A 20,514-nucleotide genomic window follows, 5' to 3' on the forward strand; every position below is an offset into this window, starting at 1 on the left:
AATGTCCAGAGTGCCAGAGCCGAGGTAGGGACGGGATCAAGGTCCGGCTGGAGGTGCGTGCCCGTGCGTGAGGAGCGTCAGCTCGACGAGCGCAAGCTCGCGGTGCTTCGCGCCATCGTGCAGGACTATGTGGGCACGGAGGAGCCGGTCGGCTCCAAGGCCCTGGTCGAACGCCACAACCTGGGCGTCTCCTCGGCGACGGTCCGCAACGACATGGCCGTGCTCGAGGACGAGGGGTTCATCCACCAGCCGCACACCAGTGCCGGCCGGGTGCCCACGGACAAGGGCTACCGCCTCTTCGTGGACCGGTTGACGGAGGTCAAGCCGCTGTCGGTCGCGGAGCGCCGGGCGATCACCAGCTTCCTGGACCACGCCGTCGACCTCGACGACGTGGTGGCCCGTACGGTCCGGCTGCTCGCGCAGCTGACGCGTCAGGTCGCGGTGGTCCAGTACCCGTCGCTGACCCGGTCCACGGTGCGGCACGTCGAACTGGTCGCGCTGAGTCCGAGCCGGGTCATGCTGGTGCTGATCACCGACACCGGCCGGGTCGAGCAGCGCCTGGTGGACTGCCCGCAGCCGGTCGGCGAGGCGATGCTCCAGGACCTGCGCACCCGTCTCAACGCGGGCGCGGGCGGCCGGCGGTTCGCCGAGGTGCCGCGGCTGCTCCAGGATCTCCCCGAAAGTTTCACACCTGCGGACCGCCCCGCCGTGTCGACGGTGCTGTCCACTTTGTTCGAGGCGCTGGTGGAGCAGACCGAGGAGCGCGTCGTCCTCGGCGGCACCGCCAACCTGACCCGGTTCCCGCACGACTTCCCGCTCACCATCGCCCCCGTGCTGGAGGCGCTGGAGGAGCAGGTCGTCCTGCTTCGGCTGCTGGGTGAGACCGCGGATCCGGGCGTGATGGTCAGAATCGGTCACGAGAACGCCTACGAGGGCCTCAATTCCACCTCCGTCGTCTCGGTGGGCTACGGTTCGGGCGACGAGACCGTCGCCAAACTCGGCGTGGTCGGCCCGACTCGCATGGACTATCCGGGAACCATGGCCGCCGTCCGGGCGGTTGCCCGGTATGTCGGCCAGATCCTGGCGGCGTCCTAGGCGGCAGCGACGACGCGACGAGCGACCCAGCAGGGACCGACGACAACGGCCCGACGACCGGCACGAGCCTCAGACGGAACTAGCGGAGCATTTTGGTGGCCACGGACTACTACGCGGTACTCGGCGTCCGACGGGACGCGAGTCAGGACGAGATCAAGAAGGCTTTCCGCCGTCTGGCGCGCGAGCTGCACCCTGACGTCAACCCGGACCCGAAGACGCAGGAGCGGTTCAAGGAGATCAACGCCGCGTACGAGGTCCTCTCCGACCCGAACAAGCGGCAGGTCTACGACCTCGGCGGCGACCCGCTCTCCGCGTCCGGCACGGGTGCCGGCGCGGGCGGCTTCGGCCAGGGCGCGGGTTTCGGCTTCAGCGACATCATGGACGCGTTCTTCGGCGCGGCCGGCGGCCAGCGGGGCCCGCGTTCGCGGACCCGGCGCGGCCAGGACGCCATGATCCGGATCGACATCGATCTGGAGGAGGCGGCCTTCGGCACGACCAAGGAGATCCAGGTCGACACCGCCGTCCGTTGCAACACCTGCAACGGCGAGGGCGCGGCCCCCGGCACCTCGGCGCAGACCTGCGACATGTGTCGCGGCCGCGGTGAGATCTCGCAGGTCACCCGGTCCTTCCTGGGTCAGGTCATGACCTCGCGCCCCTGCCCCCAGTGCCAGGGCTTCGGCACCGTCGTGCCGACCCCCTGCCCCGAGTGCGCGGGCGACGGGCGCGTGCGCGCCCGTCGGACGCTGACGGTCAAGATCCCGGCGGGTGTCGACACCGGCACCCGGATCCAACTGGCCGGCGAGGGCGAGATCGGCCCCGGCGGCGGCCAGCCCGGCGACCTGTACGTCGAGATCTCCGAGAACCCGCACAAGATCTTCCAGCGGCGCGGAGACGACCTGCACTGCACGGTCACCCTGCCGATGACGGCGGCGTCGCTCGGCACGAAGGTCCCGCTGGAGACGCTGGACGGCGCGGCGGAGATCGACATCCGTCCCGGCACGCAGTCCGGCCAGTCCATCCCGCTGCACGGGCGCGGCATCACGCACCTGCGCGGCGGCGGCCGCGGCGACCTGATCGTCCACGTCGAGGTCCTCACCCCGAGCAAGCTGGACGCGGAGCAGGAGAACCTGCTGCGCCAGCTGGCGAAGCTGCGCGGCGAGGAGCGGCCGTCCGGGCAGTTCGCGCCGGGCCAGCAGGGGCTCTTCTCGCGTCTGAAGGACGCGTTCAACGGGCGGTAGTCGCACTATCCAGGGGCGCGAGGAACTGCGCGACAAGCCACTGAGGTGGTTGGTCGCCGAACGCGCAAGGCCATCCGCATAGGGTGGTTCTCGCGCAGTTCCCCGCGCCCCTGGGTTGTCTCCTTCCGAAAGCTGAGCGCACACCGTGACCGCACCCGTCTTTCTCATCCCCGCTGACCGTCTCTCGAACGCGCGGGTCGGCGGGACGGTGCGGCTCGACGGTGCGGAAGGGCGGCATGCCGTCTCCGTGAAGCGGCTGAACCCCGGCGAGGAGGTCGTGCTCACCGACGGCGAGGGCGCCGGGCTGCGCGGGACCGTCGCCGCGGTCGAGGGCAAGGACATCCTCGACGTCACCGTTGCCGAACTCCTCTCCGAGCCGGAGCCGGACCTGCGGATCGTCGTGGTGCAGGCGCTGCCCAAGGGGGACCGCGGGGAGCTCGCCGTGGAGCTGATGACCGAGGTCGGGGTGGACGAGATCGTGCCCTGGCAGGCGTCCCGCTGCATCACGCAGTGGAAGGGCGAGCGCGGCGAGAAGGCCCTCGCGAAGTGGCGCGCGACAGCGCGCGAGTCGGGGAAGCAGTCGCGGCGGCTGCGCCTCCCCGTGGTGCACCCGCCGATGAGTAGCCGTCAGGTCGGCACCCTGCTGGCCTCGGCCACCCTCGCGGGGGTCCTGCACGAGGAGGGCGCGGCCCGCCTCGCCTCCGCGGACCTGCCGTCGTCCGGCTCCGTCGTCCTGGTCGTCGGCCCCGAGGGCGGCGTCTCCCCGGACGAGATGGACGCGTTCACCACGGCCGGCGCCGGCGCGTACCTGCTCGGACCGTCCGTGCTGCGCACCTCGACCGCGGGCGTCGCGGCCGCCTCGCTGCTGCTCGGCCGCAGCGGCCGCTGGGGCTGAGGCCTGCCCTGGTTCGACCACGGAAAAACATCTCGAATCTCGGAGGCCCGCTCGATAGCGTGCGCGCGTGACAGAGACGCAGACGCACACTCAGCAGCAGACACCGCGCACCGACGGCTACCTCCGGCATCCCGACATCCACGGCGACCTGGTCGCCTTCGTCGCCGAGGACGACGTGTGGGTCGCCCCCGTCGTCGGCGGGCGGGCCTGGCGGGTGAGTGCCGACCATGTGCCGGTGGCCGGCGTCCGGTTCTCGCCGGACGGGACGATGCTGGCGTGGGCGTCGACGCGGGACGGTGCTCCCGAGGTGCACGTCGCGCCGGTCGACGGCGGGCCCGCGCGGCGACTGACGTACTGGGGGAACCCGAACACCGTGGTGCTCGGCTGGACCGCGGACGGCGAGGTCGTCGCCGCGAGCGCCCAGGGCAGGCGGTCCCGGGCACAGGTGTGGGCGCACGCGGTGCCACTGGACGGCGGCCCCGCGCGGACGCTGCCGTTCGGGCGGCTCGGCGGCCTCGCACGGCAGCCGGACGGGGACGGTGTGCTGCTCAGCTCCTCCGGCGCGCGGGAGGCCGCGCACTGGAAGCGCTATCGCGGCGGCCGCGCCGGCAAGCTCTGGATCGGCGCCGAAGGCGGTGAGTTCACCCGCCTCCACGCCGCTCTGGACGGGAACCTCGAATCGCCGCTGTGGGTGGGCGAGCGGGTCGCTTTCCTCTCCGACCACGACGGCGTCGGCCGCCTGTGGTCCAGCCTGCCGGACGGCTCCGACCTGCGCGCCCACGGCCGGCACGACTTCTACGCCCGCAACGCCGCGACCGACGGCGAGCGCGTCGTCTACCACGCGGGCGGCGACCTGTGGCTGCTGGACTCGCTCGCCGAGGGCGCCTCGCCGCGTCGGCTGGAGATCCGCCTCGGCGGGCCGCGCAGCCGGCGGCAGCCGTATCCGGTCGAGGCCGGGGCCCACCTCGGCGCGGTCGCCGTGGACGGCGACGGACGGTCCAGCGTCGTCGAGGTGCGCGGCACCCTGCACCGGGTCACCCACCGTGACGGGCCGGTGCGGGAGTTGGCGGCGAAGCCCGGCGTGCGGCACCGCCTGCCGGTCGCGCTGCCGGACGGCGCCTCGGCATGGGTGACGGACGCCGAGGGTGACGACGCCCTGGAGTTCTCCGACGGCCGCCGCGTGCTGGCCGGCCGCCTCGGACGCGTCGAGGAGCTGGCGGCCTCGCCCGACGGGCGGCTGCTCGCGGTCGCCGACCGGCAGGGCCGGATCCTGCTCATCGCGACCGGCGACCCCGAGGGCGAGGCCGGGCTGCGTGAGCTGGACCGCAGCGAGCACGCCCAGGCGTCCGGCCTGGCCTTCTCGCCCGACTCGGGCTGGCTCGCCTGGTCGCACTCGCTCAGCGTGGAGGAGACGATCACTCAGATCCGGCTCGCCCGCGTCGACACCGGCGAGGTCGTCGAGGCGACCCCGGCGCGGTTCCGCGACTGGTCGCCCGCGTTCACCGCGGACGGCCGCCACCTCGCCTTCCTCTCCGCGCGCGACTTCGACCCGGTCTACGACGAGCACGCGTTCGACCTGTCGTTCCCCGCCGCCTCCCGTCCGTACCTGCTCACCCTCGACGCCGAGAGCCTCTCGCCCTTCGGGCCGCTGGCGCAGGGCCGTTCCGTCGGCGGGTCCGCCGACGGCGAGCCGGCTGCGGACGCGGCCCCGGGGACCCTGACGACGGACGTCGACGCCGACGGCCTCGGCGCCCGGGTGCTGGCCTTCCCCGTCCCCGCCGGCCGCTACGGCCACCTGCACGCCGTCAAGGGCGGCGTCGCCTGGCTGCACCACCCGCTGGTCGGCAACCTCGGCCACGGCCGCGCCACCCCGGAGACCGCACCCGAGCGCAGCGCCCTGGAGTACTACGACCTGACCGCCCGTCGCCTGACGGTGCTCGTCGACGCGCTCGACGGGTACGCGGTCTCCGGCGACGGCGGCCGGGTCGTGGTCCACGACGGCGAGTCGCTGACCGTGCTGCCCGCCGACAGCCGCGTCGAGAAGGACGACAAGGACGACACCCGCGTCGAGGTGGACCTGTCCCGGATCCGGGTCACCGTCGAACCGGCCGCCGAGTGGCGGCAGATGTTCGACGAGACCGCCCGCCTGATGCGCGACAACTTCTGGCGACCCGACCTGGGCGGCATCGACTGGGACGCGGTCCAGGCCCGCTACCGGCCGCTCGTCGAGCGCCTGGGCAGCCACGGCGACCTCGTCGACCTGCTCTGGGAGCTCCAGGGCGAGCCCGGCACCTCGCACGCCTACGTCACCCCGCCCGCGTCCGGCCACGGCGCCTCGCGCGGCCTCGGCTTCCTCGGCGCGGACCTCGCCCGGGACGACCAGGGCGTGTGGCGGGTGACGAGCGTGCTGCCCGGCGAGTCCTCCGACCCGCAGGCGCGCTCGCCGCTGGCCGCGCCCGGCGTGGCGGTCCGTACCGGCGACGCGCTGCTGGCCGTGGACGGCCGCCCCGTCGACACCCTCACCGGGCCCGCACCGCTGCTCGTCGGAACGGCCGGCAAGCCGGTCGAGCTGACGGTCGCCCCGGCGGACGGCGGAGCGCAGCGCACCGTCGTCGTGGTGCCGCTGGCCGACGAGGCGTCCCTGCGCTACCACGTCTGGGTCGCCGGCCGTCGCGCCCACGTCCACACCGCGTCCGGCGGCCGCCTCGGATACCTGCACGTGCCGGACATGGTCAGCAACGGCTGGGCCCAACTCCACCGCGATCTGCGGACCGAGATCCGCAACGAGGGCCTGGTCGTGGACGTCCGCGAGAACCGCGGCGGGCACACCTCGCAGCTGGTCATCGAGAAGCTGAACCGCCGCGTCATCGGCTGGGACATGCCCCGCGACAGCGTCGCGGTCACCTACCCCTCGGACGCCCCGCGCGGCCCGCTGGTCGCCGTGACGGACGAGTTCGCGGGCTCCGACGGCGACATCGTCGGCGCGGCGTTCCAGGCGCTGCGCCTCGGCCCGGTGGTCGGGGTCCGCAGCTGGGGCGGGGTGGTCGGCATCGACATGCGCTACCACCTGGTCGACGGCACCGCGGTCACCCAACCGCGTTACGCGACCTGGATGGAGGGCTACGGCTTCGGCCTCGAGAACCACGGCGTCGACCCGGACGTCGAGGTCGTCTGCCCCCCGCACGCAGCAGCGGCGGGCCGCGACCCCCAACTCGACGAGGCCATCCGCCTCGCGCTCACCGCGCTCGAATCCCACCCGGCCGCGAACCCGCCGTCCATCCCGGAGCTGTGACCATCCGGGGGCGCGGGGCTCTGCTCGATCAACTGCGTGCACGACAACCCACCCAGTGTGGTGAGTCGCCGCGCGCGCAGGGCCATTCGCACAGGGTGGTTGCTCGCGCCCACGCGGCGGAGCCGCACATCGGGCACAGCCCCGCGCCCCTGGGAGCTGCAACTTCGTCATCGGGCGAGGTCGTCGCGCCCACGCGGAGCCGCACATCGGGCGCGGCCCTGCGCCCCTGGACGGTGCAACGGCATCCATCAGGGCATCGGTACGATTCCGTTCTGAGACCCCCAGACTTCAGGAGCGTGTGATGGCCGGCGAGGCCCAGGCGGACTGCGTGTTCTGCAAGATCGTGGCCGGGGAGATCCCCTCCACCAAGGTGCGCGAGACCGAGCACACGCTCGCCTTCCGCGACATCAACCCGCAGATGCCGACGCACGTCCTCGTCGTGCCGAAGGCGCACTACCCCGACGCCGCCGCGCTCGCCGTCGCGGACCCGGGGCTCGCGGGGGCCGTGCTCGCCGAGGCGGGGCGGGTCGCGGAGGAGGAGAAGGTCGTCGACAGCGGATACCGGCTGATCTTCAACACCGGTTCCGGCGCGGGCCAGACGGTGTTCCACGCCCACGTGCACGTGCTCGCCGGGGGCGGGCTGCACGAGAAGCTGGTCTGAGCCGCGTGTCCGCACGCGAGCTGGTCGTGCTCGGCACGGCCAGCCAGGTCCCGACGAGGCATCGCAACCACAACGGCTACCTGCTCCGCTGGGACGGCGAGGGCCTGCTCTTCGACCCGGGCGAGGGCACCCAGCGGCAGATGCTGCACGCCGGGGTGAGCGCGCACGACATCACCCGGATCTGCGTCACGCACTTCCACGGCGACCACTGCCTCGGCCTGCCGGGCGTGATCCAGCGGATCAACCTGGACAAGGTGCCCTACCCGGTGCCGGTGCACTACCCGGCCTCGGGCGAGCAGTTCTTCGAGCGGCTCCGGCACGCCAGCGCGTTCTTCGAGTCCGTCGAGCTGCGGCCCGAGCCCGTCTCGGGCGAGGGCGGGCCACTGAAGGCCACCGGCCGCGAGCGGACGCCGTTCACGCTCGAGGCCGCGCGCCTGTCGCACCCCGTCGAGTCCTACGGCTACCGCCTCGTCGAGCCCGACGGGCGGCGTCTGCTGCCGCACAAGCTGCGCGAGCACGGCATCTCCGGCCCGGACGTGGGACGGCTCCAGCGCGAGGGACGTCTGGGCGACGTCACCCTCGGCGACGTGAGCGAGACGCGGCGCGGTCAGCGGGCGGCGTTCGTGATGGACACCCGGCTGTGCGAGGGCGTGTCGGCCCTCGCCGACGGCGCGGACCTGCTGGTCATCGAGGCGACCTTCCTCGACGCGGACGAGCACCTCGCGCAGGAGCACGGCCACCTGACCGCCGCGCAGGCTGCGCGGGTGGCGGCCGAGGGCGGCGTGCGGACGCTCGTGCTGACGCACTTCTCGCAGCGCTACCCGGACCTGGAGGCCCACCTCACGGAGGCCCGACGGCACTTCGACGGCGAGATCGTGGTCGCCGCGGACCTGATGCGCGTCCCGGTGCCGCCCCGCCACTGAAATGAACAGCGGAACAAATCACTGGCGCATCCCCGCTGACCCGCGCAGCATCGTTGTCCCAGGCCGTATCGTCCGTCGTACCCTTTTCCTATCCGAATCGGTGGGAACCGATGGACCCGACAGAGAAATGGGATGAGGCAGGCCCCAGCGCCGACCTATGACTTCTCAAACGCAGACTCAGACGCCTCAGTCGCAGACCCAAGCGCGCATCGTCATCCCTGAGAAGCACCCGATGGTGACGGTGCTCGGTACCGGGGACTCACTCCTCCGCGTGATCGAGAACGCCTTCCCCTCCGTCGACATCCACGCCCGTGGCAACGAGGTCACCGCGACCGGTGAGCCGCGCGAGACCGCGCTGGTGCAGCGTGTGTTCGACGAGATGCTGCTGGTGCTCCGCACCGGGCAGCCGCTGACCGAGGACACCGTGGAGCGTTCCATCGCGATGCTGCGCAAGGCCGCAGAGGATCCGAACAGCCCCGAGGCGCACGAGAGCCCCTCGTCCGTCTTCACGGCGAACATCCTCTCCAACCGCGGCCGCTCGATCCGTCCCAAGACGCTGAACCAGCAGACCTACGTGGACGCGATCGACCGTCACACCATCGTCTTCGGCATCGGCCCGGCCGGTACCGGCAAGACGTACCTGGCCATGGCCAAGGCCGTGCAGGCGCTGCAGGCCAAGCAGGTCAACCGGATCATCCTGACCCGCCCCGCCGTCGAGGCCGGCGAGCGGCTCGGCTTCCTGCCCGGCACCCTCTACGAGAAGATCGACCCGTACCTGCGCCCGCTCTACGACGCGCTGCACGACATGATCGATCCGGACTCGATCCCGCGCCTGATGGCGGCCGGGACGATCGAGGTGGCCCCCCTCGCCTACATGCGCGGTCGCACCCTCAACGACGCGTTCATCATCCTCGACGAGGCGCAGAACACCAGCGCCGAGCAGATGAAGATGTTCCTGACCCGTCTCGGCTTCAACTCCAAGATCGTGGTCACCGGTGACATCACGCAGATCGACCTGCCGGGTGGCACGGTCAGCGGTCTGCGCGTGGTCCAGGACATCCTGGCCGGGGTGGACGACATCCACTTCTCGCGCCTGACCAGCGCGGACGTCGTCCGGCACAAGCTGGTCGGCCGCATCGTGGACGCGTACAGCCGTTACGACGCGCACACCGCGCACACCGCGCACGGCTCCGCGGCCCCGCCGCAGCAGCACCGCAAGTGAACCCGCACCGCCCCGCAGACAACTGATCAGGAAGCCGAGAACCCCACTCGCCATGGCGATCGACATCAACAACGAATCCGGTACGGACGTCGACGAGGAGGCGCTCCTCGACGTCGCGCGCTTCGCACTGGACCGGATGCGCATCCACCCGCTCTCCGAGCTCTCCGTCATCGTCGTGGACGAGGAGGCCATGGCGGCGCTGCACGTGCAGTGGATGGACGAGCCCGGGCCGACGGACGTGATGTCGTTCCCGATGGACGAGCTGCGGCCCGGCAAGGAGGACGAGGAGCCTCCGCAGGGCCTGCTCGGCGACATCGTGCTGTGCCCGGAGGTCGCGGCCAAGCAGGGTGCGGCCAACGGGCACTCCATGGACGCCGAGCTCCAGCTGCTCACCGTCCACGGCGTGCTGCACGTCCTCGGCTACGACCACGAGGACCCGGAGGAGGAGCGGGAGATGTTCGGCCTGCAGAAGCGCATCCTGGACGACTGGCGCGCCGCCCGCGGCGAGACCGGACCGTCCCCGGCCCCCACCACCCGCTGAGCGCGTACAAGCCGAAGACGAAGAAGACGAAGAAGAGAAAACGCCACAGAGATGAGCGGCAGTAGTACCAGCTTCAGCACCTCCTTTCTCATCGGGGCGGTGCTGCTCGTCATCTGCGCGTGGCTGGCCGCCTGCGCCGAGGCGGGCATCTCGCGCGTCTCGCGCTTCCGCGCCGAGGAGGCCGTGCGCAACGGCAGGCGCGGCGCCGAGCGGCTGCTCGCCCTGGCGAGCGACCCGATCCGCTACCTGAACCTGGCGACGCTGATCCGCGTCACCTGCGAGATGGCCGCGACGGTCATGGTCGCCGTCGTCTGCCTGCGGAACTTCCCGCACACCTGGCAGGCGGTCCTGGTCGCGATCGGCGCGATGGTGCTGGTCTCCTTCGTCGCCGTCGGAGTCTCGCCGCGGACGATCGGCCGACAGCACCCGCTGAACTCCGCCACCGCGGCCTCCTACCTGCTGCTGCCGCTGGCCCGCGTGATGGGCCCGGTCCCGCGCCTGCTGATCCTGCTCGGCAACGCGCTCACCCCCGGCAAGGGCTTCCGCGAGGGCCCCTTCGCCTCGGAGGCGGAGCTGCGCGCCCTGGTCGACCTGGCCGAGAAGGACGACCTGATCGAGGACGACGAGCGCCGCATGGTGCACTCCGTCTTCGAGCTCGGCGACACCATCGTCCGCGAGGTGATGGTGCCCCGGACCGACCTGGTGATGATCGAGCGCAGCAAGACCATCCGGCAGGCGCTGACGCTCGCGCTGCGCTCCGGCTTCTCCCGCATCCCCGTGGTCGGCGAGAACGAGGACGACGTCGTCGGCATCGCCTACCTCAAGGACCTGGTGCGGCGCACCCACACCAACCGCGACGCGGAGTCCGAGCCGGTCGGCTCGGTGATGCGACCCGCGACCTTCGTCCCCGACAGCAAGCCGGCCGCGGACCTGCTGCGCGAGATGCAGCGCGACCGCATCCACGTCGCCGTCGTCATCGACGAGTACGGCGGCACGGCCGGGCTGGTGACGATCGAGGACGTGCTGGAGGAGATCGTCGGCGAGATCACCGACGAGTACGACCGGGAGACCCCGGCCGTCGAACCGCTGCCCGACGGCTCCTACCGGATCACCGCACGCCTGCCGGTGGAGGAGCTCGGCGAGCTGTTCGGCCTGGAGCTGGAGGACGAGGACGTCGACACCGTCGGCGGCCTGCTGGCCAAGGCCCTCGGCCGGGTCCCGATCCCGGGCAGCGACGCGGAGGTCCCACTGCCGGACGACGAGGACCTGCCGATCGCCGCTATCCGCCTCACCGCGGAGAGCACGGCCGGCCGCCGCAACCGGATCGGGACGCTGCTGGCGTCCCCGGTCCCGCGCGTCGACCGCCGCGAGGAGCACGAGGCCGAGGAGCCGCACGCCGAGTCGGCGTGATCCTCCGTCCGGTGACGTCTGCCGGTGACGTCTAGGGGTGCATCCGCGCGCCCTTGAGCACCTTGTCGACGACGTTGCGCGGCCCGTACACGGCGATCCCGACCAGGTCCAGGTCCTCGCGGCGCACGGCGCGGACCGCCGCGCGGTTGTCGGTGTCGTTGCCGGTGACGAACAGGTCCGAGGTGAACACCGCCCGCGGCAGCGCGCGGGCCAGGGCGCGGCCGTGCGCGGCGGTGAGCGTCTCCTTCGACCCCTCGAAGACCAGCACCGGCTGGCGGAACATCCGCAGGTAGGGGGTGTCGTCGGCGTCGGCGTAGGGCTCCCCGATCACCTCGGGCGCCTCCGTGCCCAGGCCGCTCACCAGGAACGCGGTCACGTTCAGGCGCTGCCAGGTCTGCAGGTCGTCCCGGAGCAGCACGGCGATCTTGGTGTCGAAGCGGGCGGGGGCGTTCTCTCGGTCGCTCATGGACTGAGACTGCCGCTCGTCCGCCGGTCCGGTCTTGTACGTTCTTTGCATGGCCGCACGCGAGGAGGTCTTTGCGTGGCGCCCGCGGGTCCCGGGTGTCACCGAGGTCTTCCACGCCCACTTCACCGAGCACGCCTACCCGATGCACGTCCACGACGTCTGGACGCTGCTGATCGTCGACTCCGGTGCGGTCCGCTACGACCTGAACCGGCACGAGTGCGGCACGTTGCACGAGACCGTCTCCCTGCTGCCGCCCCACGTGCCCCACAACGGCTCCCCGGCGACGCCGGAGGGATTCCGCAAGCGGGTGCTGTACCTGGACGCCTCCGTGTTGGACACCGCCCTGATCGGCTCGGCGGCGGACAGCCCGGACGTGACCGATCCGCTGCTGCGCCGCCGGGTCGGCCAGCTGCACGCGGTGCTGGCGCACCCGGGCGACGAGTTCGAGGCGGAGAGCCGCCTCGCCTTCGTCGGCGAGCGCCTGCGGCAGCACCTGCGGGCGCGGTTCGAGCCGACGGCCCGGCGGCAGGGCGTGGCGGACCGGCTGCGGGAGCTGCTCGACGAGCGCGTGCTGACCGGCGTCACCCTGGCCGAGGCGGCCGAGCTGCTGCAGGCCCACCCGACGCATCTGGTCAGGGCGTTCAGCACGACGTTCGGCCTCGCCCCGCACCAGTACCTGACGGCCCGCCGGGTGGAGCGCGCCCGCTCGCTGCTGCTGGACGGCCTTCCGCCCGCCACGGCGGCCACCGCGGCGGGCTTCTACGACCAGGCCCATCTGGGCAGGCACTTCAAGCGAGTTGTCGGCGTCTCCCCGGGACGGTTCCGCTCGAAGCGCTAGTTCCTCGCACCCCTCAGCGCCGCTTCGCGGCGGTCAGTCCGAGTGCGACCGTCACGGCCAGCGCCGCGACCGCGATCGCGTCCGCCGCCAGGCCCAGCCGCACGCCGCTGAGGACGTCACCGCGGGTGGAGGCCAGCGCGGCGAGGAGCGGGATGCCGACGGTGATGCCGACCTGCTGGGTCGTGGTGGTCAGGCCCGTCGCCTGGCCCTGTTCGTCGTTCGGCAACCCGGAGGTCGCGGTGACGTTGTAGGAGACCATCGCCGCCATGTGGCCGATGCCCGCCAGGGAGATGACGACCAGGAAGATCCACGTGCCCGTGGTGCCCGCGCCGATCGCGAGGAGGCCGAAGGTCAGCGCTGCCTGCAGCAGCAGCCCGCCCGCGAGGACCTTCGCCGAGCCGACCCGGGCGACCCAGCGCGGAGCCAGCGTGCCGGTGACCGCGCAGCTGACGCCGAGCGCGCCGAAGACCAGCCCGGTCAGGACCGGGGAGAGGTGGTTGACCTGCTGGAGGTAGAGCGTGCCGAGGAAGACCGCGGCCGTCATCGTGGCGATGGTGGTCAGCCCGCCGAGGTTGCCGAAGGCGACGGTGGGGCGGCGCAGGATGCGCAGCGAGACCAGCGGTTCGGCCGTGCGGGCCTCGATCGCCACGAACGCGGTCAGCAGCACCGCGGCCGCGATCAGCGTCACCAGCACCGGGACGTCCCCGAAGCCGCGCTGCGCCGCCGTGGACAGGGCGTAGATCAGCGACAGCAGACCGCCGGTGACGGTGACCGCGCCGGGGATGTCCATCCGGGGCCGGACCTCGTTGCGGGACTCCGGCAGCAGCCGCGGCGCGGCGAACAGCACGGCCGCGCCCATCACCACGTTGAGGGCCATCGTCGAACGCCACGTCAGCAGCTGGGTGAGCACGCCGCCCAGCACCATGCCGCAGGTGAAGCCGACGGCCATCAGGCTGCCCATGATGCCGAGCGCGCGGTCGCGTTGCGGGCCCTCCCGGAACGTCGTGGTCAGCAGCGCCATCCCGGCGGGCACGATCGCCGCCGCGCCGAGCCCCTGCAGCGCGCGCCCGGCGAGGAAGCTCGCGGGCGACCACGCCAGCGTGGCCAGCACGGACGCGGCGGTGAAGAGCGTCAGCCCGCCCAGGAACACCCGCTTGCGCCCGACCGCGTCGGCGACCCGCCCGAACAGCAGCAGGAACCCGCCGGAGGGCAGCGCGAACGCGGTCATGCCCCACTGCAGGTTCGCCTGCGACAGGTGCAGCGACGCGCCGAGCGACGGCAGCGCGATATTGAGGATGGAGAAGTCGAGGGCCACCGCGAACTGGGCGGCACAGAGGACGAAGAGGACCAGCCTGGCCCGTACCGAGAGCCTCCCGCCGCCCTCGGGGCCGGCCGGCAGTCCGGCGGTGCTGGTCGTGGAGTGGGTCTGTGCTGTGGTGTCGATCGCCATGACCATCATGGTTCAGCGGATCAACAGCCCTTGGAGAGAGGGCGCTTATCCTGTTGGCGGCACCACCAGGCAGCGCGTTCGCCCGGCTCGGGTCTGCCGGAGGCGCTTGACTACCCTGGAGGCACCGCATCAGCCAGGGGGGACTGTGGACGTTCGCACCAACACCGCCGAGGTCCGGCGTCGGGCCGACCTGCGGGAGTTTCTGATGGGTCGGCGCGCCCGGGTCAGTCCCCGCGAGGCCGGGCTGCCCGACGGCGGTGCCAGACGACGGACGCCGGGGCTGCGGCGGGAGGAGGTGGCCGTGCTCGCGGGGGTGGGCGTCAGCTGGTACCAGTGGCTGGAGCAGGGCCGCGACATCACCGTCTCCGGTCAGGTGCTCGACTCCGTCGCCCGGGTGCTGAAGCTGGACGAGCCCGAGCGGCGCCACCTCTACGTGCTGGCCGGCCTCAACCCGCCGCTCGTCGCGGTCCCACAGGAGCAGGCCCCGGTCAGCGGCTCGATCCAGCGGCTCATCGACTCGTGGATGCCGCTCCCGGCCAACGTCATCGACCGCTACTGGAACAACATCGCCTACAACGCCGCGGCCACGGCCGTCTTCGACTTCAACGAGCGGTGGCTCAACTGCCTCTTCGCCTTCTTCGGCAGCCCCATCTACCGTGACCGGCACATCGGTTGGGACAAGGACGCGGCGCTGATCGTCGCCGAGTACCGGGCCGCCGCCGCGGAGTTCCCCGGCGACGAGGGCTTCGCGGCGATCGTGGACGAGCTGAGCGCGGAGTACGAGCTGTTCGCCGAGCTCTGGGCGCGCGGCGACGTCAGACCGCCCGGCACCCGGCCCAAGCACGTCGACCACCCCGTCGTCGGCGAGTTGTCCTTCGAGAGCACGCAGCTGCGCATCCCGGACCGGCCCGACCTCACCGTGGTCCTGCACAACGCCGTCCCCGGGACGGACACCTTGAGCAAGCTGGAGTGGCTCGCCTCCCCGGAGGGCCGCAGGGCCGCCCTCCGCCCCGTCGCCGGCTGATCCTTGCGCGCGGCCGCGCGCTGCGGCTGATCCGTGCAGGCCGCTCGGCCTCCGGCCGGACGGGGCGAGCATGGGCGCGCCCCTGATCGTCCCGCCGGAGGAGACGCCGATGCCCCCCACCCTCGCCGAGTCCGCCGTGTTGTTGCTGCCGGAGTTGGTGGCTTTGCGGCGGTCGATCCATGAGGAGCCGGAGATCGGCTTGGAGTTGCCGTTGACGCAGGCGAAGGTGTTGGCGGCGTTGGAGGGGTTGGGGCTTGAGGTTTCGGTGGGGGAGAAGCTGAGCAGTGTGACGGCGGTGTTGCGGGGTGGTCGTCCGGGTCCTGCGGTGTTGCTGCGCGGCGACATGGATGCGTTGCCGGTGCAGGAGACGTCGGGGTTGCCGTTCGCGTCTCGGGTCGCGGGGGTGATGCACGCGTGTGGGCATGATCTGCACGTGGCGGGGTTGGTGGGTGCGGCGCGGCTGTTGGTGGAGCGTCGGGAGGAGCTGGCCGGCTCGGTCGTCTTCATGTTCCAGCCCGGCGAGGAAGGCGGGGGCGGCGCTCAGCTGATGGTCGACGAGGGCGTCCTCGACGCCGCCGGCACCGGCGTCGTCGCCGCCTACGCCCTGCACGTCGCCGCGGCCCTCCTGCCCGCCGGCTGGGTCGCCTCCCGCCCCGGCCCGGTCATGGCCGCGTCCGACACCCTCCACGTCACCTTCCGCGGCCGCGGCGGGCACGGCTCCATGCCGCACGCCGCCCTCGACCCGCTGCCCGCGGCGTGCGAGGCCGTGCTGGGCCTGCAGACCATGGTCACCCGCCGCTTCGACGCGTTCGACCCGGTCGTCGTCACCGTCGGCACGTTCCACGCGGGCAGCGTGGAGAACGTCATCCCGGAGACCGCGACCTTCGCGGCGACCATCCGCTCCTTCTCGGTCGAGGCCCGGGAGAAGGTCGCCCAGGAGGCGCTGCGCGTCGTCCGCGGGATCGCCGACGCCCACGGCCTCACCGTCGAGGCGGAGATCGAGGGCGGCTACCCGGTCACGGTCAACGACCCGTCCGAGGCGGCGTTCGCGGCGGACGTCGTGACCCGCGAGCTCGGGGAGGGCCGTTACGTCGAGATGCCGCACGCCGTCGCCGGTTCCGAGGACTTCGGGGTGCTGGACAAGCTCGTCCCCTCGTCCTACCTGATGCTCGGCGCGACCCCGGCCGACCGCGACCCGTTCACCGCGCCCTACAACCACGCGCCGGAGGCCCGGTTCGACGACGGCGTCCTCGGCGACGGCGCGGCCCTGCTGGCCGGTCTGGCGATGGGACGTCTCGCCCGGGGCTGATCCCCATGACCCGGGGGCGCCCGCCGGCCGATCGGCGGATCACCGAGCGGGCGCCCCCGCCCTACTCCTCCTGCCACGGGTCCAGCGCCACATAGCCCCGGGCCCGGCCCTCCCGGTCGAGGGTGTGGCCGACCAGCTTCACCGTGCGCAGGCACACCTGGCGGGCCGTCACCCGTGACGCCGGGGACAGCGAGCCCAGCTGCGCCTCGATCCGGCGCGCGTCCGCGACCTGGTGCGTCATCACGTTCACCACCACGTTCGCCGTCGCGCCCGCGACCACCCCGCACATCCGCACCGCGGGCAGCTCGACGAGCCAGCGCGTCGTCGCGTCCAAATCCCGTGCGGGGACGTCGAGCCAGAGCCAGGTGCCGACCGAGTGGCCGTTCAGGCGCGGGGACGCGTCGCACCGCAGGACCAGGCGGCCGCTGCGGCGCAGCTCCTCCACACGGCGGCGGACCGTCGTCGCCGGGAGGCCCGTGCGTTCGGCGAGCTCGGCGAACGGCATGCGGCCGTCGGCCCCCAGCGCCTGCATCAGCGTCCGGTCGTCGAGGGCGCGCCGCAGGGCGCCGCCCCGCGAGGGGGCGGGCGCGACGGAAGGGCCGAGGCCCGCGCCGATCGCCTCCTGCTGGGAGCGGTCCAGGGCGCCCTCGCGCCAGCGGCTGCCCTCCCGCAGGGTGCGCTCGACGAAGGCCGTGCGGGTGCGCAGCACGCCGGGGACACGGCCGACCCGGTCCAGGACGTAGGCCGTGACCTGGCCGGGTTCCAGCGCCGCCACGGTGAGCATCAGGTCGGCCTCGCCGGTCACCACCTCGACGGTCGGGGTCCGCGGATCGGCGGCCAGCGTCGCCGCCACCGTCAGCACGGCGTCGGCCCGGCAGTCCACCGCGACCAGCGCGGTCAGGCCCACCCCCATTCGCTCCGCCGAGGGATAGCAGGTGACCCAGGCGTCCCCGTCCGCCGTCAGCCGCGCCCAGCGGCGCGAGAGCGTCGCCGGGTCCACGCCCAGCGGTCCCGCGAGCCGGGACCAGGACGCGCGCGGGTCGACCCGCAGCGCGTCGACGAGGGCGAGGTCGAGTTCGTCGATCACGCCCTCACCCTTCCGGCCCCTTGGCTGATTCGTGCGCGCGCGGGCACGCTCTTGCCGATCCGTGCGGCGGCGGCCCCGCGCGGCCCAGGTTAGCGATCCTTTCGCCCACTCGCTCGGCCGCGTTGACGTCCCCCGCTCAGCCTGTCCCCTCCGACCCGCACCGTTCACCCCACCGCCGGAACGGAAGTGCCGCCCATGCCCCGCCCCCTCGCCCGCCCGCTCACCGGACCCGGCGCGCTCGTGGGACTCCTCGTCCTCGTCGAGTTCTTCAGCGGCACGATCCAGGGGGCGTTCCCCGTCCTGCTGCCGGACCTCGCACGGACCCTGCACTTCGACGCGGGCGCGCAGGCGCTCGTGCTCGGGGTGAACTTCCTGGTCGCCGGCGTCACCGTGCCGCTGGGCTCGCGGCTGGGCGACCTGCTCGGCCACCGCCGTCTGCTGCTGGTCACGCTCGCCCTGACCTGCCTCGGCTACGCGCTGTCCGCCTGCGCGACCGCGCTGCCGCTGCTGCTCGCCGGGCAGGCCCTCGCCGGGGTGCTCGCCTGCTGGCTGCCGCTGGAGTTCGCGCTGCTGCGCGACCGCCTCGGCGAGCAGCGCGGCGGGCGCGCCGTCGGACTGCTGGTGGGCGCGCTGACGCTCGGCACCGTCGCCGGCGCCGTGGCCCGGCCGGGCCTGTGGATCCTCGCCGCGCTGCCCGCGCTCTCGTTCGCCGCGGTGTGGATGTTCGTGCCCGAGTCCGCGACCCGCGCGGCCGGACGGTTCGACCGGAGCGGCGCCGTCCTGCTCAGCTGCGGTCTCGGGCTGCTGTTCGGCGGCTTCAGCAGCGCCGGAAAGGCCGGCGGCGCGATGCTGACGGTCGCCCTGCTGCTCGGCGCGGCCGCCGTGCTCGCGCTCTTCGTCCGCCAGGCCCTGCGCTCCGACGCGCCGGTCGCCGACGTGCGGATGCTCGCCCGCCGGGAGACCGCACCCGTCTTCGGCCTCAGCCTGCTGCTCGGCTTCGCCCTCTACGGCGCGCAGTCGCCGACCCTCTCGTTCCAGGCGGCCAAGCCCGCGGAGGTCGGCTACGGCCTCGGCGCGGACTCGCAACTGCTCGGCCTGCTCTCGCTGCCCGCCGTCCTCGGCGCGATGCTCGGCGCCCTCCTTGCGGACCGGACGGCCCGGCGGTTTGGCGCCCGCCCGCTGCTGGCGTCCGGCTTCGCGATGAGCGCCCTCGGCTACGCGGTCATCGCCGCGAACCACGCCAGCACCGCCGCCTTCGTGCCGCCCAGCGCCCTCGCCGGCTTCGGCGCCGGCCTCGGCCTGAGCCTGCTGCCGGCCCTGCTGATGCGCCGTCTGCCCGCCGACCGGACCGGCATCGGCACGGGCGTCTACAACACCCTGAAGACCCTCGCCGGAGCGGCCGCGGGCGCGGCCGGCGCCGCCGTCCTCGACGCGGTGCTGCTGCGTCCCGGCGTCCCCACCGAAGGCGCCTATGTGGCCCTGTGGACCGGCTGCGCGCTGCTGTGTGCCCTCGGTGTGCCCGTCGCGCTCGCTCTGCGCACGACCCCTGACGCCGTGGAGGCCGGGCCGCTAGCCTCGGAACAGCCGGTGTGATCATCGACTACGCGCCTTACCGCATGCCGTCCTACCCGCATGTCGTCCCGTGCCCCACACCTTTGGGAGGCCCGTTCCATGGTTGCCACGTCCGACCCGTCCACGCTGTCCGGCCTCGCCGAGTCCGCCGTGTTGTTGCTGCCGGAGTTGGTGGCTTTGCGGCGGTCGATCCATGAGGAGCCGGAGATCGGCTTGGAGTTGCCGTTGACGCAGGCGAAGGTGTTGGCGGCGTTGGAGGGGTTGGGGCTTGAGGTTTCGGTGGGGGAGAAGCTGAGCAGTGTGACGGCGGTGTTGCGGGGTGGTCGTCCGGGTCCTGCGGTGTTGCTGCGCGGCGACATGGATGCGTTGCCGGTGCAGGAGACGTCGGGGTTGCCGTTCGCGTCTCGGGTCGCGGGGGTGATGCACGCGTGTGGGCATGATCTGCACGTGGCGGGGTTGGTGGGTGCGGCGCGGCTGTTGGTGGAGCGTCGGGAGGAGCTGGCCGGCTCGGTCGTCTTCATGTTCCAGCCGGGTGAGGAGGGCTGCGGCGGCGCGAAGGTCATGATCGACGAGGGCCTGCTGGAGGCAGCCGGCACCGAGGTCGTCGCCGCGTACGGCATCCACGTCACCAGCGGTCTGCTGCCGGGCGGCGTCGTCTCCGGCCGCCCCGGTGCGGCCATGGCCGCCGCCGACACCCTCCACGTCACCATGCGCGGCCGCGGCGGCCACGGCTCCGCCCCGCACGCCGCGCTCGACCCGATCCCGGCCCTGTGCGAGGCGGTCATCGCCCTGCAGACGATGGTCACCCGGCGCTTCGACGCGTTCGACCCCGTGGTCGTGACGGTGGGCCACATCCACGGCGGCACGATCAACAACGTCATCCCCGATGACGCCGCCTTCGCGGCCACGATCCGCACCTTCTCGGCGGAGGCCCGGGCCCGCGCCGAGGAGGAGACGCTGCGCGTCGTCCGCGGCGTCGCGGCCGCCCACGGCCTGGAGGTCGACGCCCGCTACGAGCGCCTCTACCCGGTCACCCGCAACGACGAGACGGAGGCCGCGTTCGCGGCCCGCACGGCACGCGACCTGCTCGGCGAGGAGCGCTTCCGTCCCATGCCCCAGCCTCTCGCAGGCGCCGAGGACTTCTCCTACGTCTGCGAGCAGGTCCCCTCGGCCTACTTCTTCCTCGGCGCCTGCCCGCCCGACCGCGACCACGCGACGGCCCCGTACAACCACAGCCCGGAGGCCTTCTTCGACGACTCCGTCCTCCCGTCCGGCGCCGCGCTGCTGGCCGCGCTGGCGCTGGGCCGCCTGGCCCGGGGCTGAGCCCCCCAGGCGGCTGCGCCGCTCCCCGCCCGGCCGAAGCCGCCCCCGGCGGCACCCTCGGCCAGGGCGGCCCACTCCGCCCTCGCAGGGCGAGTAGCACGCACGGACGGGAACGGGTGCGGCCGACTCTGCCATGGTCGACCGTTCCCGGGTAGCGGTGCAGTGGCC

General features: G+C 72.9%; 17 protein-coding genes. 14 read left to right on the top strand and 3 right to left on the bottom strand.

The genetic code is table 11. From position 1 onward, the window contains the following. The first annotated feature begins 63 nt into the window (after nt 1–63). The 9 genes from hrcA to TR49_RS30475 all read left to right on the top strand — a co-directional run bounded on the left by hrcA (nt 64) and on the right by TR49_RS30475 (nt 11,277). On the top strand, nt 64–1,095 hold the full coding sequence (gene hrcA, locus TR49_RS30435; RefSeq protein WP_042387247.1) for a heat-inducible transcriptional repressor HrcA: 1,032 nt from the start codon (nt 64–66) through the stop codon (nt 1,093–1,095). 95 nt (nt 1,096–1,190) lie between these two features. Continuing rightward, entirely contained in the window at nt 1,191–2,333 is a 1,143-nt protein-coding gene (gene dnaJ, locus TR49_RS30440; RefSeq protein ID WP_042367929.1) for a molecular chaperone DnaJ, read from the top strand. Between the two features lie 145 nt (nt 2,334–2,478). Next, on the top strand, nt 2,479–3,228 hold the full coding sequence (locus TR49_RS30445; protein WP_042387249.1) for a 16S rRNA (uracil(1498)-N(3))-methyltransferase: 750 nt from the start codon (nt 2,479–2,481) through the stop codon (nt 3,226–3,228). A 67-nt stretch (nt 3,229–3,295) separates the two neighbouring features. After that, nucleotides 3,296–6,520, top strand: coding sequence for a S41 family peptidase (locus TR49_RS30450; protein WP_042387250.1), 3,225 nt, complete (start codon nt 3,296–3,298; stop codon nt 6,518–6,520). Between the two features lie 301 nt (nt 6,521–6,821). Further along, nucleotides 6,822–7,181, top strand: coding sequence for a histidine triad nucleotide-binding protein (locus TR49_RS30455; protein WP_042387251.1), 360 nt, complete (start codon nt 6,822–6,824; stop codon nt 7,179–7,181). 5 nt (nt 7,182–7,186) lie between these two features. Further along, nucleotides 7,187–8,104: a ribonuclease Z gene (locus tag TR49_RS30460; RefSeq protein WP_042387253.1), complete on the top strand. Its 918-nt coding sequence runs from the start codon at nt 7,187–7,189 to the stop codon at nt 8,102–8,104. A 157-nt stretch (nt 8,105–8,261) separates the two neighbouring features. Continuing rightward, nucleotides 8,262–9,326, top strand: a complete 1,065-nt coding sequence (locus TR49_RS30465) for a PhoH family protein (protein ID WP_052434763.1) — start codon at nt 8,262–8,264, stop codon at nt 9,324–9,326. A 52-nt stretch (nt 9,327–9,378) separates the two neighbouring features. Then, nucleotides 9,379–9,867: an rRNA maturation RNase YbeY gene (gene ybeY, locus TR49_RS30470; RefSeq protein ID WP_042367920.1), complete on the top strand. Its 489-nt coding sequence runs from the start codon at nt 9,379–9,381 to the stop codon at nt 9,865–9,867. 51 nt (nt 9,868–9,918) lie between these two features. Then, nucleotides 9,919–11,277, top strand: a complete 1,359-nt coding sequence (locus TR49_RS30475; RefSeq protein ID WP_042387256.1) for a hemolysin family protein — start codon at nt 9,919–9,921, stop codon at nt 11,275–11,277. A gap of 31 nt (nt 11,278–11,308) precedes the next feature. Here TR49_RS30475 and TR49_RS30480 read toward each other — a convergent pair whose 3' ends face one another. Further along, nucleotides 11,309–11,743: a DUF2000 domain-containing protein gene (locus tag TR49_RS30480; RefSeq protein ID WP_236653594.1), complete on the bottom strand. Its 435-nt coding sequence runs from the start codon at nt 11,741–11,743 to the stop codon at nt 11,309–11,311. Nucleotides 11,744–11,792: 49 nt separating this feature from the next. Between TR49_RS30480 and TR49_RS30485 the strand changes: the two genes are divergently transcribed. After that, the gene (locus TR49_RS30485; protein ID WP_042387259.1) at nt 11,793–12,581 is read left to right on the top strand and encodes an AraC family transcriptional regulator; all 789 of its coding nucleotides are present in this window, start codon (nt 11,793–11,795) and stop codon (nt 12,579–12,581) included. A gap of 13 nt (nt 12,582–12,594) precedes the next feature. Here TR49_RS30485 and TR49_RS30490 read toward each other — a convergent pair whose 3' ends face one another. Continuing rightward, on the bottom strand, nt 12,595–14,031 hold the full coding sequence (locus tag TR49_RS30490) for an MFS transporter (RefSeq protein WP_042387291.1): 1,437 nt from the start codon (nt 14,029–14,031) through the stop codon (nt 12,595–12,597). A 205-nt stretch (nt 14,032–14,236) separates the two neighbouring features. On the opposite strand from TR49_RS30490, the gene TR49_RS30495 reads away from it, so the two are divergent. After that, complete coding sequence (locus TR49_RS30495) at nt 14,237–15,055, top strand: helix-turn-helix transcriptional regulator (RefSeq protein WP_042387293.1); 819 nt, start codon at nt 14,237–14,239, stop codon at nt 15,053–15,055. 109 nt (nt 15,056–15,164) lie between these two features. Further along, nucleotides 15,165–16,364, top strand: coding sequence for a M20 metallopeptidase family protein (locus tag TR49_RS30500; protein ID WP_042387295.1), 1,200 nt, complete (start codon nt 15,165–15,167; stop codon nt 16,362–16,364). A 61-nt stretch (nt 16,365–16,425) separates the two neighbouring features. Here the strand turns inward: TR49_RS30500 and TR49_RS30505 are convergent, their stop codons facing one another. Further along, nucleotides 16,426–17,451, bottom strand: coding sequence for an AsnC family transcriptional regulator (locus TR49_RS30505; RefSeq protein ID WP_042387260.1), 1,026 nt, complete (start codon nt 17,449–17,451; stop codon nt 16,426–16,428). A gap of 195 nt (nt 17,452–17,646) precedes the next feature. Between TR49_RS30505 and TR49_RS30510 the strand changes: the two genes are divergently transcribed. Both TR49_RS30510 and TR49_RS30515 read left to right on the top strand, forming a co-directional pair. Then, nucleotides 17,647–19,044 (top strand): MFS transporter, encoded by a 1,398-nt coding sequence (locus TR49_RS30510; protein ID WP_042387262.1) that lies wholly within the window; start codon nt 17,647–17,649, stop codon nt 19,042–19,044. A gap of 78 nt (nt 19,045–19,122) precedes the next feature. Next, on the top strand, nt 19,123–20,346 hold the full coding sequence (locus TR49_RS30515; protein ID WP_042387263.1) for a M20 metallopeptidase family protein: 1,224 nt from the start codon (nt 19,123–19,125) through the stop codon (nt 20,344–20,346). Nucleotides 20,347–20,514 lie beyond the last annotated feature (168 nt).

Source organism: Streptacidiphilus melanogenes, from assembly GCF_000787835.1.
Taxonomy (GTDB): Bacteria; Actinomycetota; Actinomycetes; order Streptomycetales; family Streptomycetaceae; genus Streptacidiphilus; species Streptacidiphilus melanogenes.